The following is a 19,976-nucleotide window of genomic DNA, read 5'->3' on the forward strand; positions in this document are numbered from 1 at the left end:
GTGTTCAACATCTTTGGCCGATCACGTCGTTCCGGACCCCGCCCGCCCCGGGCCCCGGGTGGTAAGGCACGGCAACACGACCTCGACTACCTGCGCCACTGGGCTGCGCAGCGCCAGGGGGTGGAGGGGTTCGTGGAGCCTGAGACGCTGGTCAACGAGATGTCCGTGGTGCTCGTGGACGCCACCGGGGAGTGGACGCGCCGGCGTATCGGCGGTCCCCGCGGCGTGGACGAGGTGGCCGACGTCACCGGTGTCCGGTTGTTCGACGCGGAGAAGACCGGCTACCCGCAGCGCATGCGCGACCGGATCGAACGCGACCGGATCATCCGCAAGCGTCTCGAGCAGCAGGAGCGCCGGGCGCGCTTCGAGGAGCGCCGCGCGGACGGGGAGTGAGTCAGGCGGGGTCGTCGGCCGTCGTCGCGGAGAGCTCCTCCAGGAGCGCGATGATCGTGCGGACCGGCACACCGGTCCCGCGCCGCGGCGTGTACCCGTGGGCGCCGGCGGTGTTGTACGACGGCCCGGCCACGTCGATGTGCACCCACGGCAGACCGTCCGGCACGAACGCCGCCAGGTAGTGGCCGGCGGCGGCCATGCCGCCCCAGGGCTTCTTGCCGGTGTTGCGCAGGTCCGCCACGTCGGAGCGGATGTCGCGGGCGATCTCCGCGGGCAGGGGCATCGGCCAGGCGTCCTCGCCGGTGGCCCGTGAGACGGCGGACACCCGGTCGCGGAACACCGGTGAGCCCATGACCGCCGGCACGCGGTCGCCGAGGGAGCGGACCTGGGCACCGGTGAGCGTGGAGGTCTCCACGAGGAAGTCGGGGTCGTCCTCGGCGGCGCGGGCCATGGCGTCACCGAGGATCAGGCGCCCCTCGGCGTCGGTGTTGAGGATCTCGGTCGTCGTCCCGCCGTAGTGGCGCAGGACGTCACCGGGGCGGGTGGCGGTGCCGTCGGGCATGTTCTCCGCCAGCGGCACGGTCGCGGTGACCTGCACCGGGAGCTCCAGCTCCGCCGCGGCGACCACGGCGGCGACCACCGCCGCCGAACCGCCCATGTCGGAGATCATGTTGTCCATGCGCGGCGCGGGCTTCAACGAGATCCCGCCGGTGTCGAAGGTCACACCCTTGCCGACGAGCGCGACGTGCGGCGCGGCGGGGGAGGAACCGGACACCGTGGCGTCCGGCCGGTACGACACCCGCACCAGGCGCGGCGGGTGGGTGGACCCGCGGCCCACGCCGATGATCGCCCCGAACCCCTGCTCCGCCAGGTCCTGTTCGTCGAGCACCTCGACCTCGAGCCCGGACTGTGTGGCCAGCCCGGAGATGACCTCGGCGTAGCTCTGCGGGTACAGGACGTTCGCCGGCGCGTTGACGAGGTCGCGGGCGCAGCTCACCGCCTCGATCACGACGCAGGCGTGGGAGAAGTCCTCCCGCGCGGCGTCCGCCGCCGTCGGCCCGGACGGGGCGGCGACGATGAGCCGCGCGATGCCCCCGGCGTCCAGCACGGCGTCCTGCGCAGCGTCCTGAATGCTCCTGAAGCCCGTGTAGGTGTACGCCCCGAGGCCGTGGCCCTCGGTGGCGGGCCCGGTGCCGAGGGTGCCCAGCAGGCTCAGGGCGCTGATGCCGGCGGAGCCGGGGGTCCCCGTGGAGGCCCCTGTGGGGGCGCTCGTGGCGGCCATGCGGCCGAGCGCGCGGGACGCCTCCCCGGCCGCCGTGCGTAGCCCCTCGTCGGTCAGGGCGTCGGCGTCACCGAGGCCGACGGCCAGCAGCCGACGCGCCGCGATACCCGGGACGGTGGGCAGGGGGGACGTCTCGCCGGCGCGTCCGGACGCCCCGGCTGCCACCAGCGACTTCCAGATCGCCACCTGGGTCTCCCGGTCGAAGGCGGAGGAGCCGACGGACATCTCGACACCGTTGTCCCCGGAGAAGGACGGGACGACCAGCACGTCCACGTCCGCACCGGCGACCGTCGTGGTGTCGGTGAGCAGTTCGAGTGGCGGCATGGTGCCCCGGGGCAGGCGTGCGGATGTCATCCTTCACCTCAGTGTTGGTCGGAGTGGTCGTGGGCGGTCCCCTGCGGGCATGTGTCCCGGGCTTGTGTTTCGGGAAGGAACCGACGGGTCTAAGATACAGGCCATGTCTGATTCCGCGCCCGACAACTCATCGTCCCCCGTCTTCTCCCGCACACTGACGGAGAACCCCACCGCGTCCGGCACGATCGCCGACGTACTCACCAACCCGGGGTTCGGCACGTACTTCACCGACCACATGGTCGTCGTGGACTGGACCGAGGACGCCGGTTGGCACGATGCGCGGGTCGTGCCCTACGCCCCGGTGCCGATGGACCCGGCGACGTCGGTGTTCCACTACGGGCAGGCGATCTTCGAGGGCCTCAAGGCGTACCGCCAGCCGGACGGCTCGATCGCCACCTTCCGCCCCGAGAAGAACGCCGACCGGATCCGTTCCTCCGCCCGGCGCATCGCCATGCCGGAGGTCCCGGAGGACCTGTTCCTGGAGTCGCTGGCGCAGCTGACCGACGTCGACCGCGAGTGGGTCCCCGCCGCCGGCGGTGAGGCGGCGCTGTACCTGCGCCCCTTCCTGATCTCCACCGAGGTCGGCCTGGGCGTGCACCCTTCGTCGAGCTACAGCTACTACGTGATCGCCTCGCCGGCGGGCGCCTACTTCAAGGGCGGGGTCACCCCGGTCAGCGTGTGGCTGTCCACCGAGTACGTGCGCGCCGCCCCGGGAGGGACCGGCGCCGCGAAGTTCGCCGGCAACTACGCCGCCTCCCTGGCCGCGCAGGCGTACGCCGAGGAGAAGGGCTGCGACCAGGTCGTGTGGCTGGACGCCGCCACGCACACCACCGTGGAGGAGATGGGCGGCATGAACCTCGCCTTCATCTTCGGCGGTACCGACGGCGGCCCGGCAGAGCTGGTCACCCCGGAGCTCTCCGGTTCACTGCTGCCCGGTGTCACCCGCGACTCCCTGCTCCAGCTCGCCGCGGACGAGGGACTGAAGGTCACCGAGCGTCGCTTCACCGTGGAGGAGTGGCGGCGCACCGCGGCGTCCGGCGAGATGGCGGAGGCCTTCGCCTGCGGCACCGCCGCGGTGATCACCCCGGTCGGCACCGTGAAGGACCGTGACGGCGAGTTCCAGATCAACGGCGGCGAGCCGGGCGAGATCACCATGCGCCTGCGCGAGCGGCTGACCGGCATCCAGCGCGGCACTGTGGACGACACCCACGGGTGGAACCACACCCTCGTCCAGGCGTAGGACGCACGGAACAACCCCGTGAGGTCGGTGGCGCCGACCTCACGGGGTTGCTGTCTGCCTGGGGCTGGTCCTGGGCGCTAGTGCAGGGCGCTAGTTCACGGCGCAGGCCGCGGACAACAGGGGGAGCACGAGCAGGCCGGACGCCGCGGCCGGGGCGCCGAGCGCCCGGTCGATGACGGGCGTCAGGTCCAGGCGACGCAGTGCCGGCGCCGACGCCGGCTCGGTGGACGCGTCCGGAACGAGCCACCAGCGGGCAGTGCCCGGGGACACCGCGTCGGCGAGAAGTGCCGCCGCGAGACCCGTCACGCCGTCGAGGACGACCGGGGTGCGTCGCACGGCGGACTGCGACAGCAGGCCCGTGAGGAAGGCGATGTCGGGGGAGCCGATCTCGTCGAGGATCTCACGTACGGCCGTCTCGTCGACGGGACGTCGACGCCGCGACCGGGTACGGAACATCAGGTCGCGCACCGCTACGGTCTTGTGCTTCCACTGCTCGTCGGTGATCGGGGTGGGGCCGCCTCCGCGTCCCACCACCTTCACCGGCTCGACGTTGCACAGCGTGCCGATGAGCGCCGCTGCGGTCGTGGTCGCCCCGGCACCCACGGTGCCGGTGAGCAGCAGGGGGCGTCCGGAGTCGGCACGGGCGTCCGCCGTCTCGGCGCCGGCGTCCAGCCACCGGGAGTGCGGGGAATCCCCGTCGGCGGTGGAGTCGGTGGAGTCGAACTGCGTCACTGTGACGTCGACACCCGCCTGCTCGGCGAAGGCGGACAGCGGCGAGTCCCCGGACTCGATCCGGGCGGCCTCTGTCACGGCATGGCCCCAGGGCAGGGTCGACACCGGGCTCGCCGTCCCGTCAGCGGGACCAGCCGCGGCAGGGTCGGCCACGGCAGGGTCGGCGATGGCGTGGTCGGCGGCCGCGACGAGCAGTTCCGGGCGGACGTCCCGTTCCCGGAGTGCCTCGGCGCAGCCGGTCGACCCCGCCCACCCGGCGAGGTGCTGGAGTACCGGCTGGTCGGTCATCAGACCGCGTCGCCGATATTCACCTGGGGGGCGGGTGTGCGCATCTTGCGGATCATGGTGGCACGGGTGAAGGCGTAGAAGCCGATCGACCACTTGCCGAAGGAGTTGTCGGCGAAGCGTTCATTGACCAGCTTGTTGACCTTGCGGCCCAGGAAGAGGCCCTCGACGATGAGCACGATGATGATCACCATCATGAACAGGCTGAGGTACTGCGCGAGTACGGGCAGACGGGTGCCGAGGATCATCACGACGACCACGATCAGCGCCAGGGGGAGGAAGTAGTTCATCAGGTAACGGTGGGAGTCCACGTAGTTACGGACGAACAGCTTCTCCTTGCCCTGGTCGCGGGCCAGCAGGTAGTTCGGGTCACCTGCCATCATGCGCTCGTTGGCCTTGCGGCGGGACTCGGCGGCCTCGTCGCGCTGCTTGCGCTTGGCCTCCTTGTACTCGTCCTTGGACATCGAGCTCTTGTAGTCCTTCTTGCGCTGACGGGCCTCCTTGGGCGTCATCGGGGCGTCGTAGTGGACGCGCCGTACGCCGGTGGAGCGCTCGACCTCGTTGCGCTTCGGGGTCGGGCGTCCCTTCTTGGGGGTGTAGCCCTTCGGGGTCTGGGCGGCGTCGTCCGCTGCGCCGTCGATGCCGTCCAGGGTGGCGTCACCGGCCGCCACCTCGCTGTCGTCGTCTTTCTTCCACGGAAGTTTCACACCTCACAGGCTAGAGCACGGGAGGTTCACCCGACCAACGAGGGTGATGATCCGGGCGGGGCTGGTGGGCCGGTGTGCGGCCGGGTGCGGGAATAGATCACTGGATTTCATGGTTGATGGATAGTAGTTTGGGCATATCCGCATTACCGAGGAGGAAATTCATGACCGCTCCCGAGAAGACCGCCGAGAAGTCCACCGGTGTCGAGCTGACCAGCGCCGCCGCAGGTAAGGCCGCCGGCCTGCTGGCCCAGGAGGGTCGCGACGACCTTGCCCTGCGTATCGCGGTGCAGCCTGGTGGCTGCGCCGGGCTGCGTTACCAGCTCTTCTTCGACGACCGCACCCTGGACGGAGACCTCGTCGACGAGGTCGAGGGCGTCCGGCTGATCGTGGACAAGATGTCGGCGCCGTACCTGACCGGTGCGAAGATCGACTTCTCCGACACGATCGAGTCCCAGGGGTTCACCATCGACAACCCGAACGCCGGCGGGTCCTGCGCCTGCGGCGACTCGTTCAGCTAGACCTCACGGTCTGGCCCCGGACGGCCGAACTCCCCGCCCCAGTGACCTGGGTGCGGGGAGTTTCGTCTTTCCCGGGGGAGACTGCGGCGGGGACCGCCGCGGGGGACTAGAGCTGGACCGGGTAGTCCTGCTCGTCGATGTCCGGGTGGATGCGGTCCTCGACGAAGATGCCGTGCCAGATCATGAACGCGATGACCGTCCACAGGCGCCGGGAGTGGTCGGGGCCCGAACCGGTGGTCATCGACACGCGGTGCTCGTCCAGCATCGCCAGGACCTGCGCCTTGTCGAAGATGTGGTCGGTGTTGGACTCCTCGATGTTGCGCTTGGCCCAGTCGTAGAGCTCGTCGCCGGCGAGCCAGTGGCGCAGCGGGACCGGGAAGCCGAGCTTCTTCCGGTTGATCACGTGCTCGGGGACGATGAGCTCCAGGGCGCGGCGCAGGGCGTACTTCGTGGTCCCGTTGCCGACCTTGAGCTCGTGGGGGATCGTCTGCGCCACGTCGAAGACCACACGGTCCAGGAAGGGCACGCGCAGCTCCAGCGAGTTGGCCATGGTGATCTTGTCCGCCTTGACCAGGATGTCGCCGCGCAGCCAGGTGAACATGTCGAGGTGCTGCATCCGGGCGACCGGGTCCATGTCCTTCGACTTGGCGTAGATCGGGGCGGTGACCTCGCGGTGGTCCCATTCCGGGCGGGCGATGCGCAGCACCCGTTCGAGCTGCTCGTAGTTGAAGGAGCGGGCGTTGCCGTAGTAACGCTCCTCCATCGGCGTGGTGCCGCGCTGCAGCAGCGACTTGCCGCGCATCCCGTCCGGCAGGGCGTCGCCGAGGGTGCGCAGGACCTTCTTGATCGGGGAGGGGACCTTCTCGAACGGAGCGAGGGAGAGCGGCTCCTTGTAGATGGTGTAGCCACCGAAGAGTTCGTCGGCGCCCTCACCGGACAGCACGACCTTGACGTGCTTGCGTGCCTCCGCGGCCACGAAGTACAGGGGCACCAGGGCGGGGTCGGCCACCGGGTCGTCGAGGTACCAGATGATCTTCGGGACGGCGGCGGCGAACTCCTCGGGGGAGACGACCTTGACGATGTGCTCCACGCCGATCGCCGCGGCGGACTCGGCGGCCACGTCGACCTCGGAGTAGCCCTCGCGCTCGAACCCGGTGGTGAAGGTCAACAGGTCGGGGTTGTGCTGCTTGGCCAGTGAGGCGATGGCGGTGGAGTCGATGCCGCCGGAGAGGAAGGACCCCACGGTGACGTCGGCACGCATGTGCTTGGCCACGGAGTCCTGCAGGGCGTCGGCGATCTTCGTGTACAGCGCCTGCTCCGAACCCGCGGGAACCGGGGTGACGGGGAACGTCGGCTCGAAGTAGCGCACTGCCTTGACCTCGCCTCCCGGGGTGAGGGTGGCGTGGCAGCCGGACTCCAGGCGGCGGATCCCGGCGTGCAGCGTCTCCGGCTCCGGAACGTACTGCAGGTCGGTGTAGTGCGTGATCGCACGGTCATCAAGGTCGAGGCCTAGACCGATGGACTCGGCCATCGCCAGGATCGACTTCTTCTCGCTGCTGAAGGCGGTTCCTGCCGGGGTGGTGGCGTAGAACATCGGCTTGATGCCGAAGGGGTCGCGTGCGAGGAACATCGTGCGGTCCACGGCGTCCCACACGGCGAAGGCGAACATTCCGCGCAGGTGGTTGACCACGTCGGCCCCCCAGTGGTGGAAGCCGACGACGATGGTCTCCGAGTCGCCGGAGGTCTCGAACTCGTAGCCCTCGGCCTGCAGCTCCTCGCGGAGCTCGAGGTAGTTGTAGATCTCACCGTTGAAGGTCATCGAGTAGCGGGCGGGCTGGTCGGCCGGCCCCCACTGCAGAGGCTGGTGGGAGTGCTCGAGGTCGATGATCGACAGGCGGTTGAAGCCGAAGACCACGTCGTCGTCGTTCCAGGTGCCGTCCTCGTCCGGGCCGCGGTGCCGCATGCAGGGGAGGGCGTGGGCGGTGGTGTCCACGTAGTCGGGGGCGTCACCCTGTGCCGTCAGAAATCCAAGAAGTCCACACATGAGGTCTGGGGGTCATCTCCGTAAGTGTCGTCGGTGGCCGACGTCGCGGTGCCGGACGGATCCCTGCGCCGATTCATCGGTGGGGGATGCGGTCGGCGGACGTCAGCCTCGTGCGCGTGCGTAAGCCCTTTAGGATACTACCCGGCGCTGGCCTGGCACAGACGGGACATGCGGGACACCCGGGTGGGCTTCCAGCTGACCCCCAGCAACCCCGAATAGGGCCGACAGAAAATCACAATGGTGTGCATGATGCAGGGGCAGCCCCCTCCATGCACTATTGTCGGATCATGACACGGGACCCGAGTCCGTCCTCTGCAGGCGACGGACACCGGCGTTCCGATGAACACGACGTGTGATTGAGGAAGGCATACTCGCGTGGTACAGCGAAAAGTTCACGGAAGAGGTCGCAAGCTCGGCCTCGCCGGCGTGCTGGGACTCGGATCCCTTGCCCTGGTCGGCTGCGATGTCGCACCCCCCGACAACGGTTTCTTCCATGCCCTGCGCATGGGTTGGCCCGACGGAATCACCCCGGAGGCCCAGTCCATGGGTAACTTCTGGGTGTGGACCTGGGTCGTAGCCTGGATCATCGGAATCATCATGTGGGCTCTCATGTTCCTCGTGATCTTCCGGGACAGCGACAAGCGCGCTGCCAAGAAGGGCAAGCCGGAGTTCCCGAGGCAGACGGCCTACAACGTTCCGCTGGAGTTGACGTTGACCGTCATCCCGGTGCTGATCGTCATGGGCCTGTTCTTCTTCACCGTGCAGACCCAGGACAAGGTCACCGCACTGGACAAGGACCCGCAGGTGACCGTTGACGTGACGGCCTACCAGTGGAACTGGAAGTTCGGTTACGGCGAGGTGAGCGGAGACCTGACCGAGGACGGGCAGGAGTACGTGGGCCAGGACCAGGACCGTGCGGACGCGGCCGAGGCTAACGCCGCCGTGCCGCAGGACGACCGTGACGAGCACGGCCAGTCCGTGGGCCCGATCCACGGTAAGTCCGCCGAGGACTTCACCTACCTGCACTACAACCAGATCGAGACCCTGGGTACCTCCGAGGAGGTCCCGGTGCTCGTCCTGCCGACGAACACCCCGATCGAGTTCAACCTCGCGTCCTCCGACGTGATCCACTCCTTCTGGGTTCCGGAGTTCCTGTTCAAGCGCGACGTGTTCCCGCACCCCGAGGCGAACCAGTCCGAGCGACGGTTCCAGATCGAGAGCATCGACAGCGAAGGCGCCTTCGTGGGCCGTTGCGCCGAGATGTGCGGTACCTACCACGCGATGATGAACTTCGAGGTGCGTGCTGTGAGCCCGGAGAACTTCGCGGCCTACATCGCCTACCGCGAGGCCAACCCCGAGGCCACCAATGCTGAGGCGCTGGCGGAGATCGGCGAGGACCCCTACGCCACCTCGACCCAGCCTTTCCTCCCCGGCCGTGAGGCTACCCGGGGTGTCGAGGGCGACAACTACATCGACCGTTCCGCCTAGTCGGCGACGAGACACTAGGAGACAACAATGCGGCAGACAGCCAAGTTGATGTACGGACTCTCACTGTTCCTGACGGTGATGGCGGTCGTGTACTTCTACGCGACGTCGCAGCTGAACGACGACGCAAACGTCCAGGGTATCGAGTGGGCGGGTGGAACCGGGCTTGTCCTGGCGACCCTGCTGACCCTGTTCCTGGGTGTGTACTTCCACCTGAGCAACTCCAAGGCCGACATCGAGCCGAAGGACTGGGAGGAGGCCGAGATCGAGGACGGCGCCGGCGTGCTGGGCTTCTTCTCCCCGCACTCGGGCTGGCCCTTCCTGATGTCCCTGGCCATCGTGATGATGGCCTACGGCATCGCCTTCTTCCTCATCTGGCTGATCCTGCTCGGCGCGGTCATGCTGGTCTGGTCCACCACGATGCTGAACCTCCAGTACGGCCTCCCGCCGGAGAAGGAGTAACGACACCTGCGCCCCGTTGACGACGGGGTACACGTGACAAGGAGCACCCGCATCTTCCTCGCGGGTGCTCCTTTCGGCATGTCCGGGGGATGGCCCCCGGATCAGGCTCAGAGGTTGATGATGTCGTTCATCTTCTTCTCCGCGGCGCCGGACTCCAACGCCTCACGGGCGACGGCGAGCTGCTCGGCGAGGGCCGACTTCAGGTCGCCGTCCCAGCCGTGCACGGCGGTCAGGGCGGCGGCTGCGTTGATCAGGACAGCATCCTTGACTGCGCCGGTGATCTCCCCGGCCATCAGTCGGCGTGCGATGTCGGCGTTGTACTCCGGGTCGCCGCCCTTGAGCGCGTCGTCGTCGTAGACGTCGAGGCCGAAGGTGCGCGGGTTGATCGTGAATTCGCCGGTGCGGCCGTCCTCGTCGACGGTGACGACCTCGGTGGGGGCGCACACGCTGATCTCGTCCATCCCGTCGAGCCCCCGCACGATCAGGGCGCGTACACCCTGGTGGGCGAAGGCGCCGCCCATGATCGGCATCATGTCGCGGAACGCGCAGCCGATGAGGCCGAACTTCGGGCCGGCGGGGTTGGTCATGGGGCCGAGGAGGTTGAACAGCGTCGGTACGGCGAGTTCGGAACGCACCGGGCCGGCGAAGCGCATCGCCGGGTGGTAGGTCTTGGCGAACATGAACGCGAAACCTGTCTTGAGGGCGTCCTCGTGGATGGTGTCGGGGGAGCGGTCGATGTCCAGGCCCAGCACCTCCAGGACGTCCGCCCCGCCGCACTTTGAGGACGCCGCACGGTTGCCGTGCTTGACGACCGGCACGCCGGTCGCGGCGACGACGAAGGACGCCATCGTCGAGATGTTGACGGTGTGGTGGCCGTCGCCGCCCGTGCCGACGATGTCGACGGCGTCGGGGATGTCACTGAAGTCGACCGGTGTGGCGAAGGAGCGCATGGCGGAGGCCGCGGCGGAGAGCTCGGCGGCGGTGATGCCCTTGACGCGCAGGCCGAAGGCGAAGGCGGCGAGCTGGGCGTCCGTCGCGCCTCCCTCCATCACCTGGCTGACGGCCCAGGTGATCTGCGACTCGCTGAGCTCCTCGTGGCGTCCGATGCGGTCCAGGACCCCGGGCCAGGTGAAGTAGCTCCCGGGGAGACGGTCGGAGCCCAGGGGCGTGACGTGGTCGGGAGATTTCGGGGTCAGGTCGTCCGGCATCGGTGCCGTCCTCTCGGTGGGTCTGGTCGTTGGCTGTGTCCGCCTGGGGACGTTGCCATCCTATTACGTGCAGCGGCGCCGGGGCCGTTCAGGACGGCGCAGGACGCGGCACGTGGTCCGGCGTGGTTCAGGGGCGGGGGAGAGGGGCCGCTGATTGGGTCGTCGCAGCGTGTCTTGGGTAGACTTCCCGGAATGGATCGGCCTCTACGGCCCAGGTGATCTGCCGGTCTCTGACGGGTCAGGTTCCTGGCAGTTCCCAACCCCCCGGTACGGGGGTGTCGGAGAGGGGCGCGACGGAGGGCGGGGATGCGTCGGGGGACGGCGCGACAGACGGTCAACCTGCGGTGATGCGGGTGCGTCGTAAATGATCGGCAAGAGTTCCCGGCTAACCCCGTTTGTGGTGAGTTGCCAGGAAACGTGAAGCCACTACCAGCGGTTTTGCAGAAACCCCTGAACTCGCCGGGGTTGCGAATCGACTAGGGGGCCGGGGTCGGTCATACTTGTACGCGTGACGAGCGCAGTTGGAAACCAAAGCATGGCAGCACCGCAGCGTGCCGTGACGCTGAACCGACCGAACATGGTCAGCGTCGGCACGATTGTGTTCCTGTCCCAGGAATTGATGTTCTTCGCGGGCCTGTTCGCGATGTACTTCGTCTCGAAGGCGAACTCGAACGGAAACTGGCCCTCCGAGCCTACCGAGCTCAACGTCCCGTTCGCTCTGGCGATCACCGTGATTCTGGTGTCGTCGTCGTTCACCGCCCAGTGGGGGGTGTTCGCCGCGGAGCGCGGGGACGTGTTCGGTCTGCGGAAGTGGTACGCACTCACGGTTGTCCTGGGGTTGATCTTCCTCTCCGGGCAGGCGTACGAGTACATCCACCTCGTGCAGCACGGCACCACGATCTCAAGCAGCGTCTACGGGTCGGTGTTCTACATCACCACCGGCTTCCACGGCGCACACGTCCTCGCCGGCGTGCTTGCCTTCGTGGTCGTGCTGCTCCGCACGGTGAAGTCGAAGTTCACTCCAGCCCAGGCCACCGCCGCCGTCGTCGTGTCGTACTACTGGCACTTCGTCGACGTCGTGTGGATCGGACTGTGGATCACCATTTACTTCATCCAGTAGGCCGGACGGGCCGATGTGTGACGCTCGGCCGTTAAGCCCATCGCCTTCCAAATGACGAGTTAAGGGAACAAGATGGATACGAACAATCCAACTCCCGAGGGGGAGACCCCGGTGGCGGCCTCCGCCCCGGCATCCACAACACGCAAGAAGCGTCGTACCCGGCGTAAACTGCGCCGGACCATGGCTGGAGCGCTGGCGCTCGTGCTCGGTCTGACCGGCGCAGGTCTGGTCGCCCAGGCCTTCACCCCGGACCCCCAGTCCGCGACCGCGCAGCAGGACGCGCAGTCGATGATCACCCAGGGCCAGGAGATCTACGAGGTCGCCTGCATCACCTGCCATGGCGCCAACCTCCAGGGCGTCCAGGACCGCGGTCCGTCCCTGGTCGGCGTCGGCGAAGGTGCCGTGTACTTCCAGGTGCACTCCGGCCGCATGCCGATGAAGCGCAACGAGGCCCAGGCCGACCGTAAGGACGCGCGCTTCAACGAGGCGCAGACGCTGGCTCTCGCGGCCTACGTCAACGCCAACGGCGGCGGCCCCGGAATCGTCAAGGACGAGGACGGGACCATCGCCATGGAGTCCCTGCGCGGATCCCACAACAACGACGGCGAGATCGACCCCTCGGACGTCTCGCGTGGTTCCGACCTCTTCCGCCTGAACTGCGCTTCCTGCCACAACTTCACCGGTCGTGGCGGAGCCCTGTCCGGCGGTAAGTACGCCCCGGACCTCGACGCGGCCAACGAGCAGGAGATCTACCAGGCCATGCTCACCGGCCCGCAGAACATGCCGAAGTTCTCCGACCGTCAGCTGACCGCTGACGAGAAGAAGGACATCATCGCGTACATCAAGTCCTCCAAGGAGACCCCCAACCCCGGCGGCCTCGGCCTCGGCGGGATCGGCCCGGTCACTGAGGGCATGTTGATGTGGATCGTCGGGATCGTCGTGCTGATCGGCACGGCCATGTGGATTGGAACCCGGTCATGAGTGAGATCAAGAGCACCTACTCTGAAGAAGAGATCAAGGGCATGAGCGACGAGGAGCTCGCCCGCCTCGGTACCGAGCTCGACGACGTCACCGTTGCCTTCCGCAAGGAGCGCTTCCCGGTGGAGAACGACCCGGCCGAGAAGCGCGCCGCCCGCGGCGTCGGCTTCTGGTGGGCACTCTCCGTCGTCTTCGGCCTCGCATTCATCGCGGTCTACCTGTTCTGGCCGTGGGAGTACAAGCACCTCGAGCAGGACGGGCTGTGGGTCTACAGCCTCTACACCCCGCTGCTCGGTGTGACCTCCGGTCTGTCGATCATCACGCTGGGTATCGGCGCGGTGCAGTTCTCCAAGAAGTTCGTCCCCGAGGAGATCGCGGTCCAGAAGCGTCACGACGGCCCCTCCGACGAGGTGGACCGCCGGACGATGACCGCGCTGCTCAACGACGCGTGGAAGACCTCCACCCTCGGACGCCGCAAGGTCCTCATGGGCCTGGGTGGCGCCGGAGTGGCGCTCGCCGGTGTGGCGATCGCCCTGCCGCTGGGCGGTATCGTGAGGAACCCGTGGAAGCCCCGTGCGATGGGCATCGACGGCGACGGCACGCTGTGGACCACCGGCTGGACCCTCGTCAACGAGGGGGAGAAGGTGTACCTCGGCCGCGACACCGGTGCTATCGCCGAGGAGCACGACGGTCACTGGAGCACCGAGGGCGTCAACCGCCTGATCCGTGTCCGCCCGGAGGATCTCGACGCCGGCGGTATGGAGACGGTCTTCCCGATGACCGAGGAGATGGTCAACGACCACGACGACTTCGACGCAACCCGCGACGTGTACGAGGAGCAGATGCACTCGATCCACGGTTCGCGCAACGCCGTGATGCTCATCCGCCTCCGTCACGCCGACGCCGTCCGGGCTGTCCAGCGTGAGGGCCAGGAGGACTTCCACTACGGCGACTACTACGCCTACTCGAAGATCTGCACCCACATCGGTTGCCCGACGTCGCTCTACGAGCAGCAGACCAACCGTATTCTCTGCCCGTGCCACCAGTCGCAGTTCGATGCGCTGCACTGGGGTAAGCCGGTGTTCGGTCCGGCCGCACGCGCCCTGCCCGAGCTGTCCATCAACGTCGATGAGGACGGGTTCCTGTACGCGGACAAGAACTTCGTCGAGCCCGTCGGCCCTGCCTTCTGGGAGCGTCAGTCATGAGCACACCCACAAAGCCCTCCCGTCTCGCAGAGGCGGCCAACAACTTCGACGAGCGTTACACTGCTGCCGGCGGTCTCCGGAAGCAGATGAACAAGGTCTTCCCGAGCCACTGGTCCTTCATGCTCGGTGAGATCGCGCTCTACTCCTTCATCATCCTGCTGCTGTCGGGTGTCTACCTGACGCTGTTCTTCGATCCCTCGCTGTCGAAGGTCATCTACGACGGCGCCTACGCACCGCTCAACGGTGTGGAGATGTCGCGTGCCTACGAGACGGCCCTGAACATCTCGTTCGAGGTCCGTGGCGGTCTGTTCATCCGCCAGGTGCACCACTGGGCGGCACTGCTGTTCGCCGTGTCGATCATGGTCCACATGATGCGCATCTTCTTCACCGGTGCGTTCCGCAAGCCCCGTGAGGCGAACTGGATCATCGGCTGCGTCCTGCTGCTGCTGTCCATCGCCGAGGGCTTCATGGGCTACTCGCTGCCGGACGACCTGCTCTCCGGCGTGGGTCTGCGCATCATGTCCGCGATCATCATCGGTCTGCCGATCATCGGTACCTGGCTGCACTGGATCATGTTCGCCGGCGACTTCCCGGGCGACATCATCATCCCGCGCCTGTACATCGCCCACGTCCTGCTGATCCCCGCGATCCTGCTGGCACTGATCGCCGCCCACCTGGCGCTGGTCTGGTACCAGAAGCACACCCAGTTCCCCGGACCGGGCCGTACCGAGCGCAACGTCGTCGGTGCCCGCGTGATCCCCGTGTTCGCCGTGCACTCCTCGGCCTTCGGTCTGATCACCTTCGGCTTCGTGGCACTGCTCGCCGGTGTCTTCCAGATCAACGCGATCTGGAACCTCGGCCCGTACAACCCGTCGCAGGTCTCCGCCGGTTCCCAGCCCGACATCTACATGCTGTGGACGGACGGTGCCGCGCGAATCATGCCGGCGTGGGAGCTCTACCTCGGCAGCTACACGGTTCCCGCCGTTGTCTGGGTCGCGATCCTGCTGGGCATCCTGGTCATGCTGCTGTTCGCCTACCCGTTCATCGAGCAGCACTTCACGAAGGACAAGGCGCACCACAACCTGCTGCAGCGTCCCCGCGACGTGCCGGTGCGTACCTCCCTCGGTGTGATGGCCCTGGTCGCCTACGCGATCCTGACCATCTCGGGTGGTAACGACCACGTGGCAGTGTTCTTCCACATCTCGCTGAACGCCATGACGTGGATCGGTCGTATCGGGTTCATCATCCTGCCCCCGATCGCCTACTTCGTCACCTACCGGATCTGCCTGGGTCTCCAGCGCTCCGACCGTGAGGTGCTCGAGCACGGCATCGAGACCGGTACGATCAAGCAGCTGCCCTCCGGTGGCTTCATCGAGGTCCACCAGCCCCTCGGCCCGGTCGACGAGCACGGTCACCCGATCCCGCTCGACTACGCCGGTGCCGCGGTGCCGCGCCGCCTCAACCAGCTCGGCTTCGCCGGCCAGCCCGGCCGTGGCTCTCTGTTCTCCCCGGACCCGGAGGACATCGTGTCCCAGGTCGAGGAGATCGAGGAGGCCAACGAGCACGAGCACAAGGAGATGCTGATGCGTCTCCAGGAGGAGAACCGTCGCAAGCTCAGCGACGAGGGTCACGAGAACCCCTGAACCCTCTCCACCCCGTGAGAACCCCGCCCCGCCCACCGTGTCACCACGGTCGGCGGGGCGGGGTTCTTCGTGTCGCTCCTTACCCTCCTTACCCTCCTTAGCCCTTACCCGTGGTCCTTGCCGTCAGTCCCCGCCTGCAGCCACCGCATACAGCCTGGACAGCAGGTCGACGGTGGCGAGCACATCGTCCACGGCACGGTGGGAGGGACGGTGCTCCAGCTCCAGGACGTCCGCCAGCGTCGCCAGCTTGTACCGGCCGACCATGGAGCGGGGGAGGAGCTCACGCGCCGAGGCCGCGGTACACACGGAACGACGCGCATCCAGGACGCTCTCGCGCTCCTGGCGCCGGAACTCCGCGTCGACGAAGGCGATGTCGAAGGAGACGTTGTGCCCGACGACCAACCGGCCCCCGACCACGGAGGCAATGTCGTCGGCGATCTGGGCGAAGGTGGGGGTGTCGCTCAACGTCTCGTCGTCGATACCGGTCAGTTCGCTGATGTCGCGGTCCAGAGGGCGCCCGGGGCTCACCAGCGAGTGGTAGAGGCCCGCAGGTCGACCGTCCACCACGGAGAGCGCGGCGAACTCGATTATCTGGTCGCAGGACGGGTCCAGCCCGGTCGTCTCGCAGTCGATGACCACGCAGTCGGAGAGTGCGGCGGCGAGTTCGTGCTCGAGGGGGGTGTTCACAGGCACAGAGTCTACGGCGCGGCACGGACATGGACTGACACGGACGGATAGAGACGCACATGGAAGGTCACGACGGTGGTACGGGTGTGGTCGATGTGGCGATGGCGCCCCGCCGTGCGGCAAGTGTGACGAGGATCACAGTAGAGTTTCTTGCGGCGGTGGCGTGAGGCGGCGTCCGCAGCTTCCGGTCGGCGTGACGGCAACGTCCCTGCTGGTCATGGCGTTCAGGTTCGGCTACTCGCCTGGTTGGGGGAATCGGGTCAAGCTTTGGTCGCGATTGGATAACGGTTAAATAGCGAACTGCTCACGGCTTGGTCACGGCCCGGCAGTTGGACACGGTCGCGCAGTTTTCGTAATCTTCTCGTGACCTTAAGGGGCGACGCCGTGACGTATCCGGGACGTCCCCGACAGCAATCAGAAAGGCAACATCCCTCATGGGCAAGCACCGTATGAAGAAGGACCACTCCCGCCGCAACGCCGTAGCCGTCGCTGCCGTGGGCATGGGCGCCGTCCTCGCCCTGCCTGCCACCGCTCAGGCCGTTACCGTCGAGGTTCCGAACTCCGACATCAGCGTCGACGTTCCGAACGAGGCCGTTGACTTCGCCAAGCAGCACGTGGACGTGGATCCCTTCATCGCCGCGGCCGAGCAGGCCGCACCCGCCGCCGGCTCCTCCGAGGCCCCGGCATCCTCCTCCTCCGACAGTGTCGGCCAGCAGATCGCCGACGCCGCCATGTCGAAGCAGGGCGCACCCTACTCCTGGGGCGCCGCCGGCCCGGACGCCTTCGACTGCTCCGGACTGACCAGCTGGGCCTACAGCCAGGCCGGCAAGTCCATCCCGCGCACCTCGGGCGAGCAGGCGGGCGCCGGCACCCCGGTCTCCATCGACTCCCTGCAGCCGGGAGACGTCGTCTCCTACTACTCCGGCGCCTCGCACGTCGCCATCTACATCGGCGACGGCAAGATCGTCCACGCCCTCAACGAGGGCTCCCCGGTCCAGGTCAACGACCTGAACTACATGCCGATCAACAACGCCGTCCGCTTCTAGGACGCGTTCGACGTGTTCGGCCGCAGCTCCAGCGTGGTGGGTACCCGCCGGGGTACCCCCACCTGGGGCGCCGTGCGTGTGGGACTACGTCCCTCCCGTACTGGTATGGCACTATATCGACGTTGACTTTCGTGACAAGGTGAAGAGGTTCAAGTTACTGTGAGCAGGATCCGCCCCTCGGGGGCCAAGCGTTCCACCGGTAGTGCGTCGGCCAGGGCCATCATCGGCATCGGTGCCGCTGTCGTGCTCACCGTCACCTCCACCTCCATCGTCGCCGCGGACCCGGACGCAGCCACCTCAGGCTCTGACGGTTCCGACGCCGCTGACGCGATCGACGTCTCACCCCTCCCGGACGACGCGGACGGTCTCCTCGACCGACTCGCCGAGGTCTCCCGCCAGGCCCAGGAGGCCAGCGACGCGGTGCAGGAGAACACCGGTGCCCTCGACGAGACCCACGCCCAGCTCGACCGGGCCGTGCGTGCCTCCGAGCACTACTCCGAGCAGGCCACCCAGGCCCGCGAGGAGGTCGAGGCGAACCGTGGTCCCGTCACCGAGCTGTCGCAGTCGCTCTACCGTGGCGCGGTCATCGACCCGGTCTCCGCGGTCACCGGTTCTGCGAACCCGCAGGACGCCATCGACCGTCGCGCCTTCGCCACCGCGCTGAACAACGACCGCACCTCCACTCTCTCCGCTTTCCAGGAGGGGCTGTCGGAGGCGGCGGACCTGGAGTCGAAGGCGAACCGGTCGAAGGCCTCCGCCGACTTCCAGCTGAGCCAGCTGGAGTCGCGGCAGACGGCCCTGGACGAGCGCATCAGTGAGCTCGACGGTCTCAAGGACCAGATCTCCACCGCGGTGGACGGCCTCAGCCCGGAGCAGAAGCAGCGCTGGGTGGACCGCAACGGCCCGATCGACGTCGATGTCGACGAGTTCCTCGGCAGGGTCGGCAGCGCGGCCGGCAGTGCCGCCGGCGACGCCGCCGCCGCGGTCAGCGCGATCGCGGACGGCGCCGTGGGCGCCGCGATGTCCAAGCTGGGTTCCCCCTACTCCTGGGGTGCCGCAGGCCCGGACGCCTTCGACTGCTCCGGCCTGATGTACTGGGCCTACCAGCAGATCGGCACCACCGTGCCGCGCACCTCCGCCGCGCAGGTGTCCGGCGGGACCTCGGTCTCGCGGGACGCCCTGCAGCCCGGCGACATCGTCGGCTTCTACCCGGGTGTCACCCACGTGGGCATGTACATCGGCGACGGCAAGATCGTCCACGCGTCCGACTACGGCATCCCGGTGCAGGTCGTCAGCGTCGACAGCATGCCCTTCGCCGGCGCCGCCCGGTACTGAGAGCGCGCACGCCCTCGCCCGTGGCTTCCCGCGTCCTGCTGGTCACCAACGACTTCCCGCCCGCCGTCGGCGGCATCCAGAGCTACCTGCGCGACTACTGCGCGGAGCTGGAACGCCGCGACCCGGGGCGTCTGACGGTCCTGGCGTCCACGCAGGACGCCGCGGCCGCCGCGTCCCACGACGCAGGTCTGCCCTACGACGTGGTCCGCTGGCCGCGCAAGGTCATGCTGCCCACCCCGGCGACCGCCGCCCGGATGGCCGAGGTCATCCGTGAGCGCGGCATCGACACCGTGTGGTTCGGTTCCTCCACGCCCCTGGGTCTGATGGGAGGGGCGGCACGCACCGCGGGCGCGACCCGCGTGGTGGCGTCCACCCACGGCCACGAGGTCGGCTGGTCGATGGTGCCGGGCGGACGTTCCGTCCTGCGCGCCATCGGCCGCCGGACGGACTGCCTGACCTACGTCTCGCGCTACGCGCGCAGCCGGTTCGCCTCGGCCTTCGGGCCGGACGTGGCCTGGGAACCGATGCCCGGCGGCGTCGACGCCGACGTCTTCCGCCCGGACCCCGCGGGCCGGGAGACGGTGCGTACCCGGCTGGGGCTGCAGGATCGCCGCGTGATCGTGTGCGTCTCGCGGATCGTCCCGCGCAAGGGGCAGGACACCCTCGTCGAGGCGATGCCGGAGGTTCTGGCCGCCGTGCCGGACGCACACCTGCTCATCGTCGGCCCCGGCGACGACGCCGGACGCCTGGCCGCACGTGCGACCACGCTGGGCGTGGCGGGCCGGGTGACGGTCACCGGCCCGGTGGACTACGGCGAACTCGTCGCCCACTACTGTGCCGGCGACGTCTTCGCCATGCCCGTGCGCACCCAGGGCGGTGGTTTCAGCGTGGAGGGGCTCGGCATCGTCTTCCTGGAGTCGCAGGCCTGCGGTGTGCCCACCATCGCCGGCGACGGCGGCGGCGCCCCGGAGACCGTGCAGGACGGGGTGACCGGCGACGTCGTCGACGGTGAGGACACCGCCGCGGTCGCCGCCTGCGTCGCCGCCCTGCTCGCCGACCCGGAACGGGCGCGACGCTACTCCGAGCAGGGGAGACGCTACGTCCGGGACGCCTGGAACTGGGACGTGCTTGGCCAGCAGCTCGTCAACGTCCTGGACGGCGGGGCGGCCCGCCCGCCGCGCCACAGTTGGAACTGGCGGATGTGACCGATACCCTGAACGGGTTGCGCCGGGACGCCGGTGCGAGACGTACA

The 19,976-nt window shown here is 68.1% G+C and carries 18 protein-coding genes; 12 read left to right on the top strand and 6 right to left on the bottom strand.

What is annotated here, in order from left to right:
- Nucleotides 1-393, top strand: coding sequence for an oxidoreductase (locus ACT3S3_RS02435; protein WP_301442523.1), 393 nt, complete (start codon nucleotides 1-3; stop codon nucleotides 391-393).
- Between the two features lies 1 nt (nucleotide 394).
- Here ACT3S3_RS02435 and ACT3S3_RS02440 read toward each other — a convergent pair whose 3' ends face one another.
- Entirely contained in the window at nucleotides 395-2,029 is a 1,635-nt protein-coding gene (locus ACT3S3_RS02440; RefSeq protein ID WP_301442522.1) for a leucyl aminopeptidase, read from the bottom strand.
- A gap of 103 nt (nucleotides 2,030-2,132) precedes the next feature.
- On the opposite strand from ACT3S3_RS02440, the gene ACT3S3_RS02445 reads away from it, so the two are divergent.
- Nucleotides 2,133-3,269: a branched-chain amino acid aminotransferase gene (locus ACT3S3_RS02445; protein WP_301442521.1), complete on the top strand. Its 1,137-nt coding sequence runs from the start codon at nucleotides 2,133-2,135 to the stop codon at nucleotides 3,267-3,269.
- Nucleotides 3,270-3,359: 90 nt separating this feature from the next.
- Here the strand turns inward: ACT3S3_RS02445 and ACT3S3_RS02450 are convergent, their stop codons facing one another.
- Entirely contained in the window at nucleotides 3,360-4,289 is a 930-nt protein-coding gene (locus tag ACT3S3_RS02450; RefSeq protein ID WP_301442520.1) for a nicotinate-nucleotide--dimethylbenzimidazole phosphoribosyltransferase, read from the bottom strand.
- A complete protein-coding gene (locus tag ACT3S3_RS02455) occupies nucleotides 4,289-4,993 on the bottom strand; it encodes a DUF3043 domain-containing protein (RefSeq protein WP_301442519.1) in 705 nt (234 codons plus the stop codon). Before ACT3S3_RS02455 ends, ACT3S3_RS02450 begins: the two co-directional genes overlap by 1 nt.
- Nucleotides 4,994-5,154: 161 nt before the next feature.
- On the opposite strand from ACT3S3_RS02455, the gene ACT3S3_RS02460 reads away from it, so the two are divergent.
- A complete protein-coding gene (locus ACT3S3_RS02460; protein ID WP_301442518.1) occupies nucleotides 5,155-5,511 on the top strand; it encodes a HesB/IscA family protein in 357 nt (118 codons plus the stop codon).
- 106 nt (nucleotides 5,512-5,617) lie between these two features.
- Here the strand turns inward: ACT3S3_RS02460 and asnB are convergent, their stop codons facing one another.
- Nucleotides 5,618-7,555, bottom strand: a complete 1,938-nt coding sequence (asnB, locus tag ACT3S3_RS02465; RefSeq protein ID WP_301442517.1) for an asparagine synthase (glutamine-hydrolyzing) — start codon at nucleotides 7,553-7,555, stop codon at nucleotides 5,618-5,620.
- A 375-nt stretch (nucleotides 7,556-7,930) separates the two neighbouring features.
- On the opposite strand from asnB, the gene ctaC reads away from it, so the two are divergent.
- Nucleotides 7,931-9,043, top strand: a complete 1,113-nt coding sequence (ctaC, locus tag ACT3S3_RS02470; RefSeq protein ID WP_441579574.1) for an aa3-type cytochrome oxidase subunit II — start codon at nucleotides 7,931-7,933, stop codon at nucleotides 9,041-9,043.
- A 27-nt stretch (nucleotides 9,044-9,070) separates the two neighbouring features.
- Nucleotides 9,071-9,502, top strand: a complete 432-nt coding sequence (ctaF, locus tag ACT3S3_RS02475) for an aa3-type cytochrome oxidase subunit IV (RefSeq protein ID WP_444626179.1) — start codon at nucleotides 9,071-9,073, stop codon at nucleotides 9,500-9,502.
- Nucleotides 9,503-9,609: 107 nt separating this feature from the next.
- Here the strand turns inward: ctaF and trpD are convergent, their stop codons facing one another.
- The gene (gene trpD / locus ACT3S3_RS02480; protein WP_301442527.1) at nucleotides 9,610-10,698 is read right to left on the bottom strand and encodes an anthranilate phosphoribosyltransferase; all 1,089 of its coding nucleotides are present in this window, start codon (nucleotides 10,696-10,698) and stop codon (nucleotides 9,610-9,612) included.
- A 520-nt stretch (nucleotides 10,699-11,218) separates the two neighbouring features.
- On the opposite strand from trpD, the gene ctaE reads away from it, so the two are divergent.
- The 4 genes from ctaE (at nucleotide 11,219) to qcrB (ending at nucleotide 15,656) form a co-directional block, all read left to right on the top strand.
- Entirely contained in the window at nucleotides 11,219-11,830 is a 612-nt protein-coding gene (ctaE, locus tag ACT3S3_RS02485; RefSeq protein ID WP_441588138.1) for an aa3-type cytochrome oxidase subunit III, read from the top strand.
- Nucleotides 11,831-11,902: 72 nt separating this feature from the next.
- Nucleotides 11,903-12,811 carry a cytochrome bc1 complex diheme cytochrome c subunit gene (gene qcrC, locus ACT3S3_RS02490; protein WP_301442100.1) on the top strand — a complete coding sequence of 303 codons (909 nt, stop codon included), beginning with the start codon at nucleotides 11,903-11,905 and terminating at the stop codon, nucleotides 12,809-12,811.
- Nucleotides 12,808-14,013 (top strand): cytochrome bc1 complex Rieske iron-sulfur subunit, encoded by a 1,206-nt coding sequence (qcrA, locus tag ACT3S3_RS02495; protein WP_301442099.1) that lies wholly within the window; start codon nucleotides 12,808-12,810, stop codon nucleotides 14,011-14,013. The genes qcrC and qcrA overlap by 4 nt, the downstream gene beginning before the upstream one ends.
- Nucleotides 14,010-15,656 carry a cytochrome bc1 complex cytochrome b subunit gene (qcrB, locus tag ACT3S3_RS02500; RefSeq protein WP_301442098.1) on the top strand — a complete coding sequence of 549 codons (1,647 nt, stop codon included), beginning with the start codon at nucleotides 14,010-14,012 and terminating at the stop codon, nucleotides 15,654-15,656. Before qcrA ends, qcrB begins: the two co-directional genes overlap by 4 nt.
- Before the next feature lie 123 nt (nucleotides 15,657-15,779).
- Here the strand turns inward: qcrB and ACT3S3_RS02505 are convergent, their stop codons facing one another.
- Entirely contained in the window at nucleotides 15,780-16,343 is a 564-nt protein-coding gene (locus ACT3S3_RS02505) for a 3'-5' exonuclease (protein ID WP_301442097.1), read from the bottom strand.
- Nucleotides 16,344-16,777: 434 nt separating this feature from the next.
- Between ACT3S3_RS02505 and ACT3S3_RS02510 the strand changes: the two genes are divergently transcribed.
- From ACT3S3_RS02510 to ACT3S3_RS02520, 3 genes are all read left to right on the top strand, one after another.
- On the top strand, nucleotides 16,778-17,389 hold the full coding sequence (locus tag ACT3S3_RS02510) for an NlpC/P60 family protein (RefSeq protein ID WP_301442096.1): 612 nt from the start codon (nucleotides 16,778-16,780) through the stop codon (nucleotides 17,387-17,389).
- Between the two features lie 159 nt (nucleotides 17,390-17,548).
- Nucleotides 17,549-18,724 carry an NlpC/P60 family protein gene (locus ACT3S3_RS02515; protein WP_301442095.1) on the top strand — a complete coding sequence of 392 codons (1,176 nt, stop codon included), beginning with the start codon at nucleotides 17,549-17,551 and terminating at the stop codon, nucleotides 18,722-18,724.
- Between the two features lie 20 nt (nucleotides 18,725-18,744).
- Nucleotides 18,745-19,929, top strand: coding sequence for a glycosyltransferase family 4 protein (locus ACT3S3_RS02520; protein WP_301442094.1), 1,185 nt, complete (start codon nucleotides 18,745-18,747; stop codon nucleotides 19,927-19,929).
- Nucleotides 19,930-19,976: the final 47 nt, after the last annotated feature.

The organism is Corynebacterium sp. AOP40-4SA-5, assembly GCF_052377355.1.
Taxonomy (GTDB): domain Bacteria; phylum Actinomycetota; class Actinomycetes; order Mycobacteriales; family Mycobacteriaceae; genus Corynebacterium.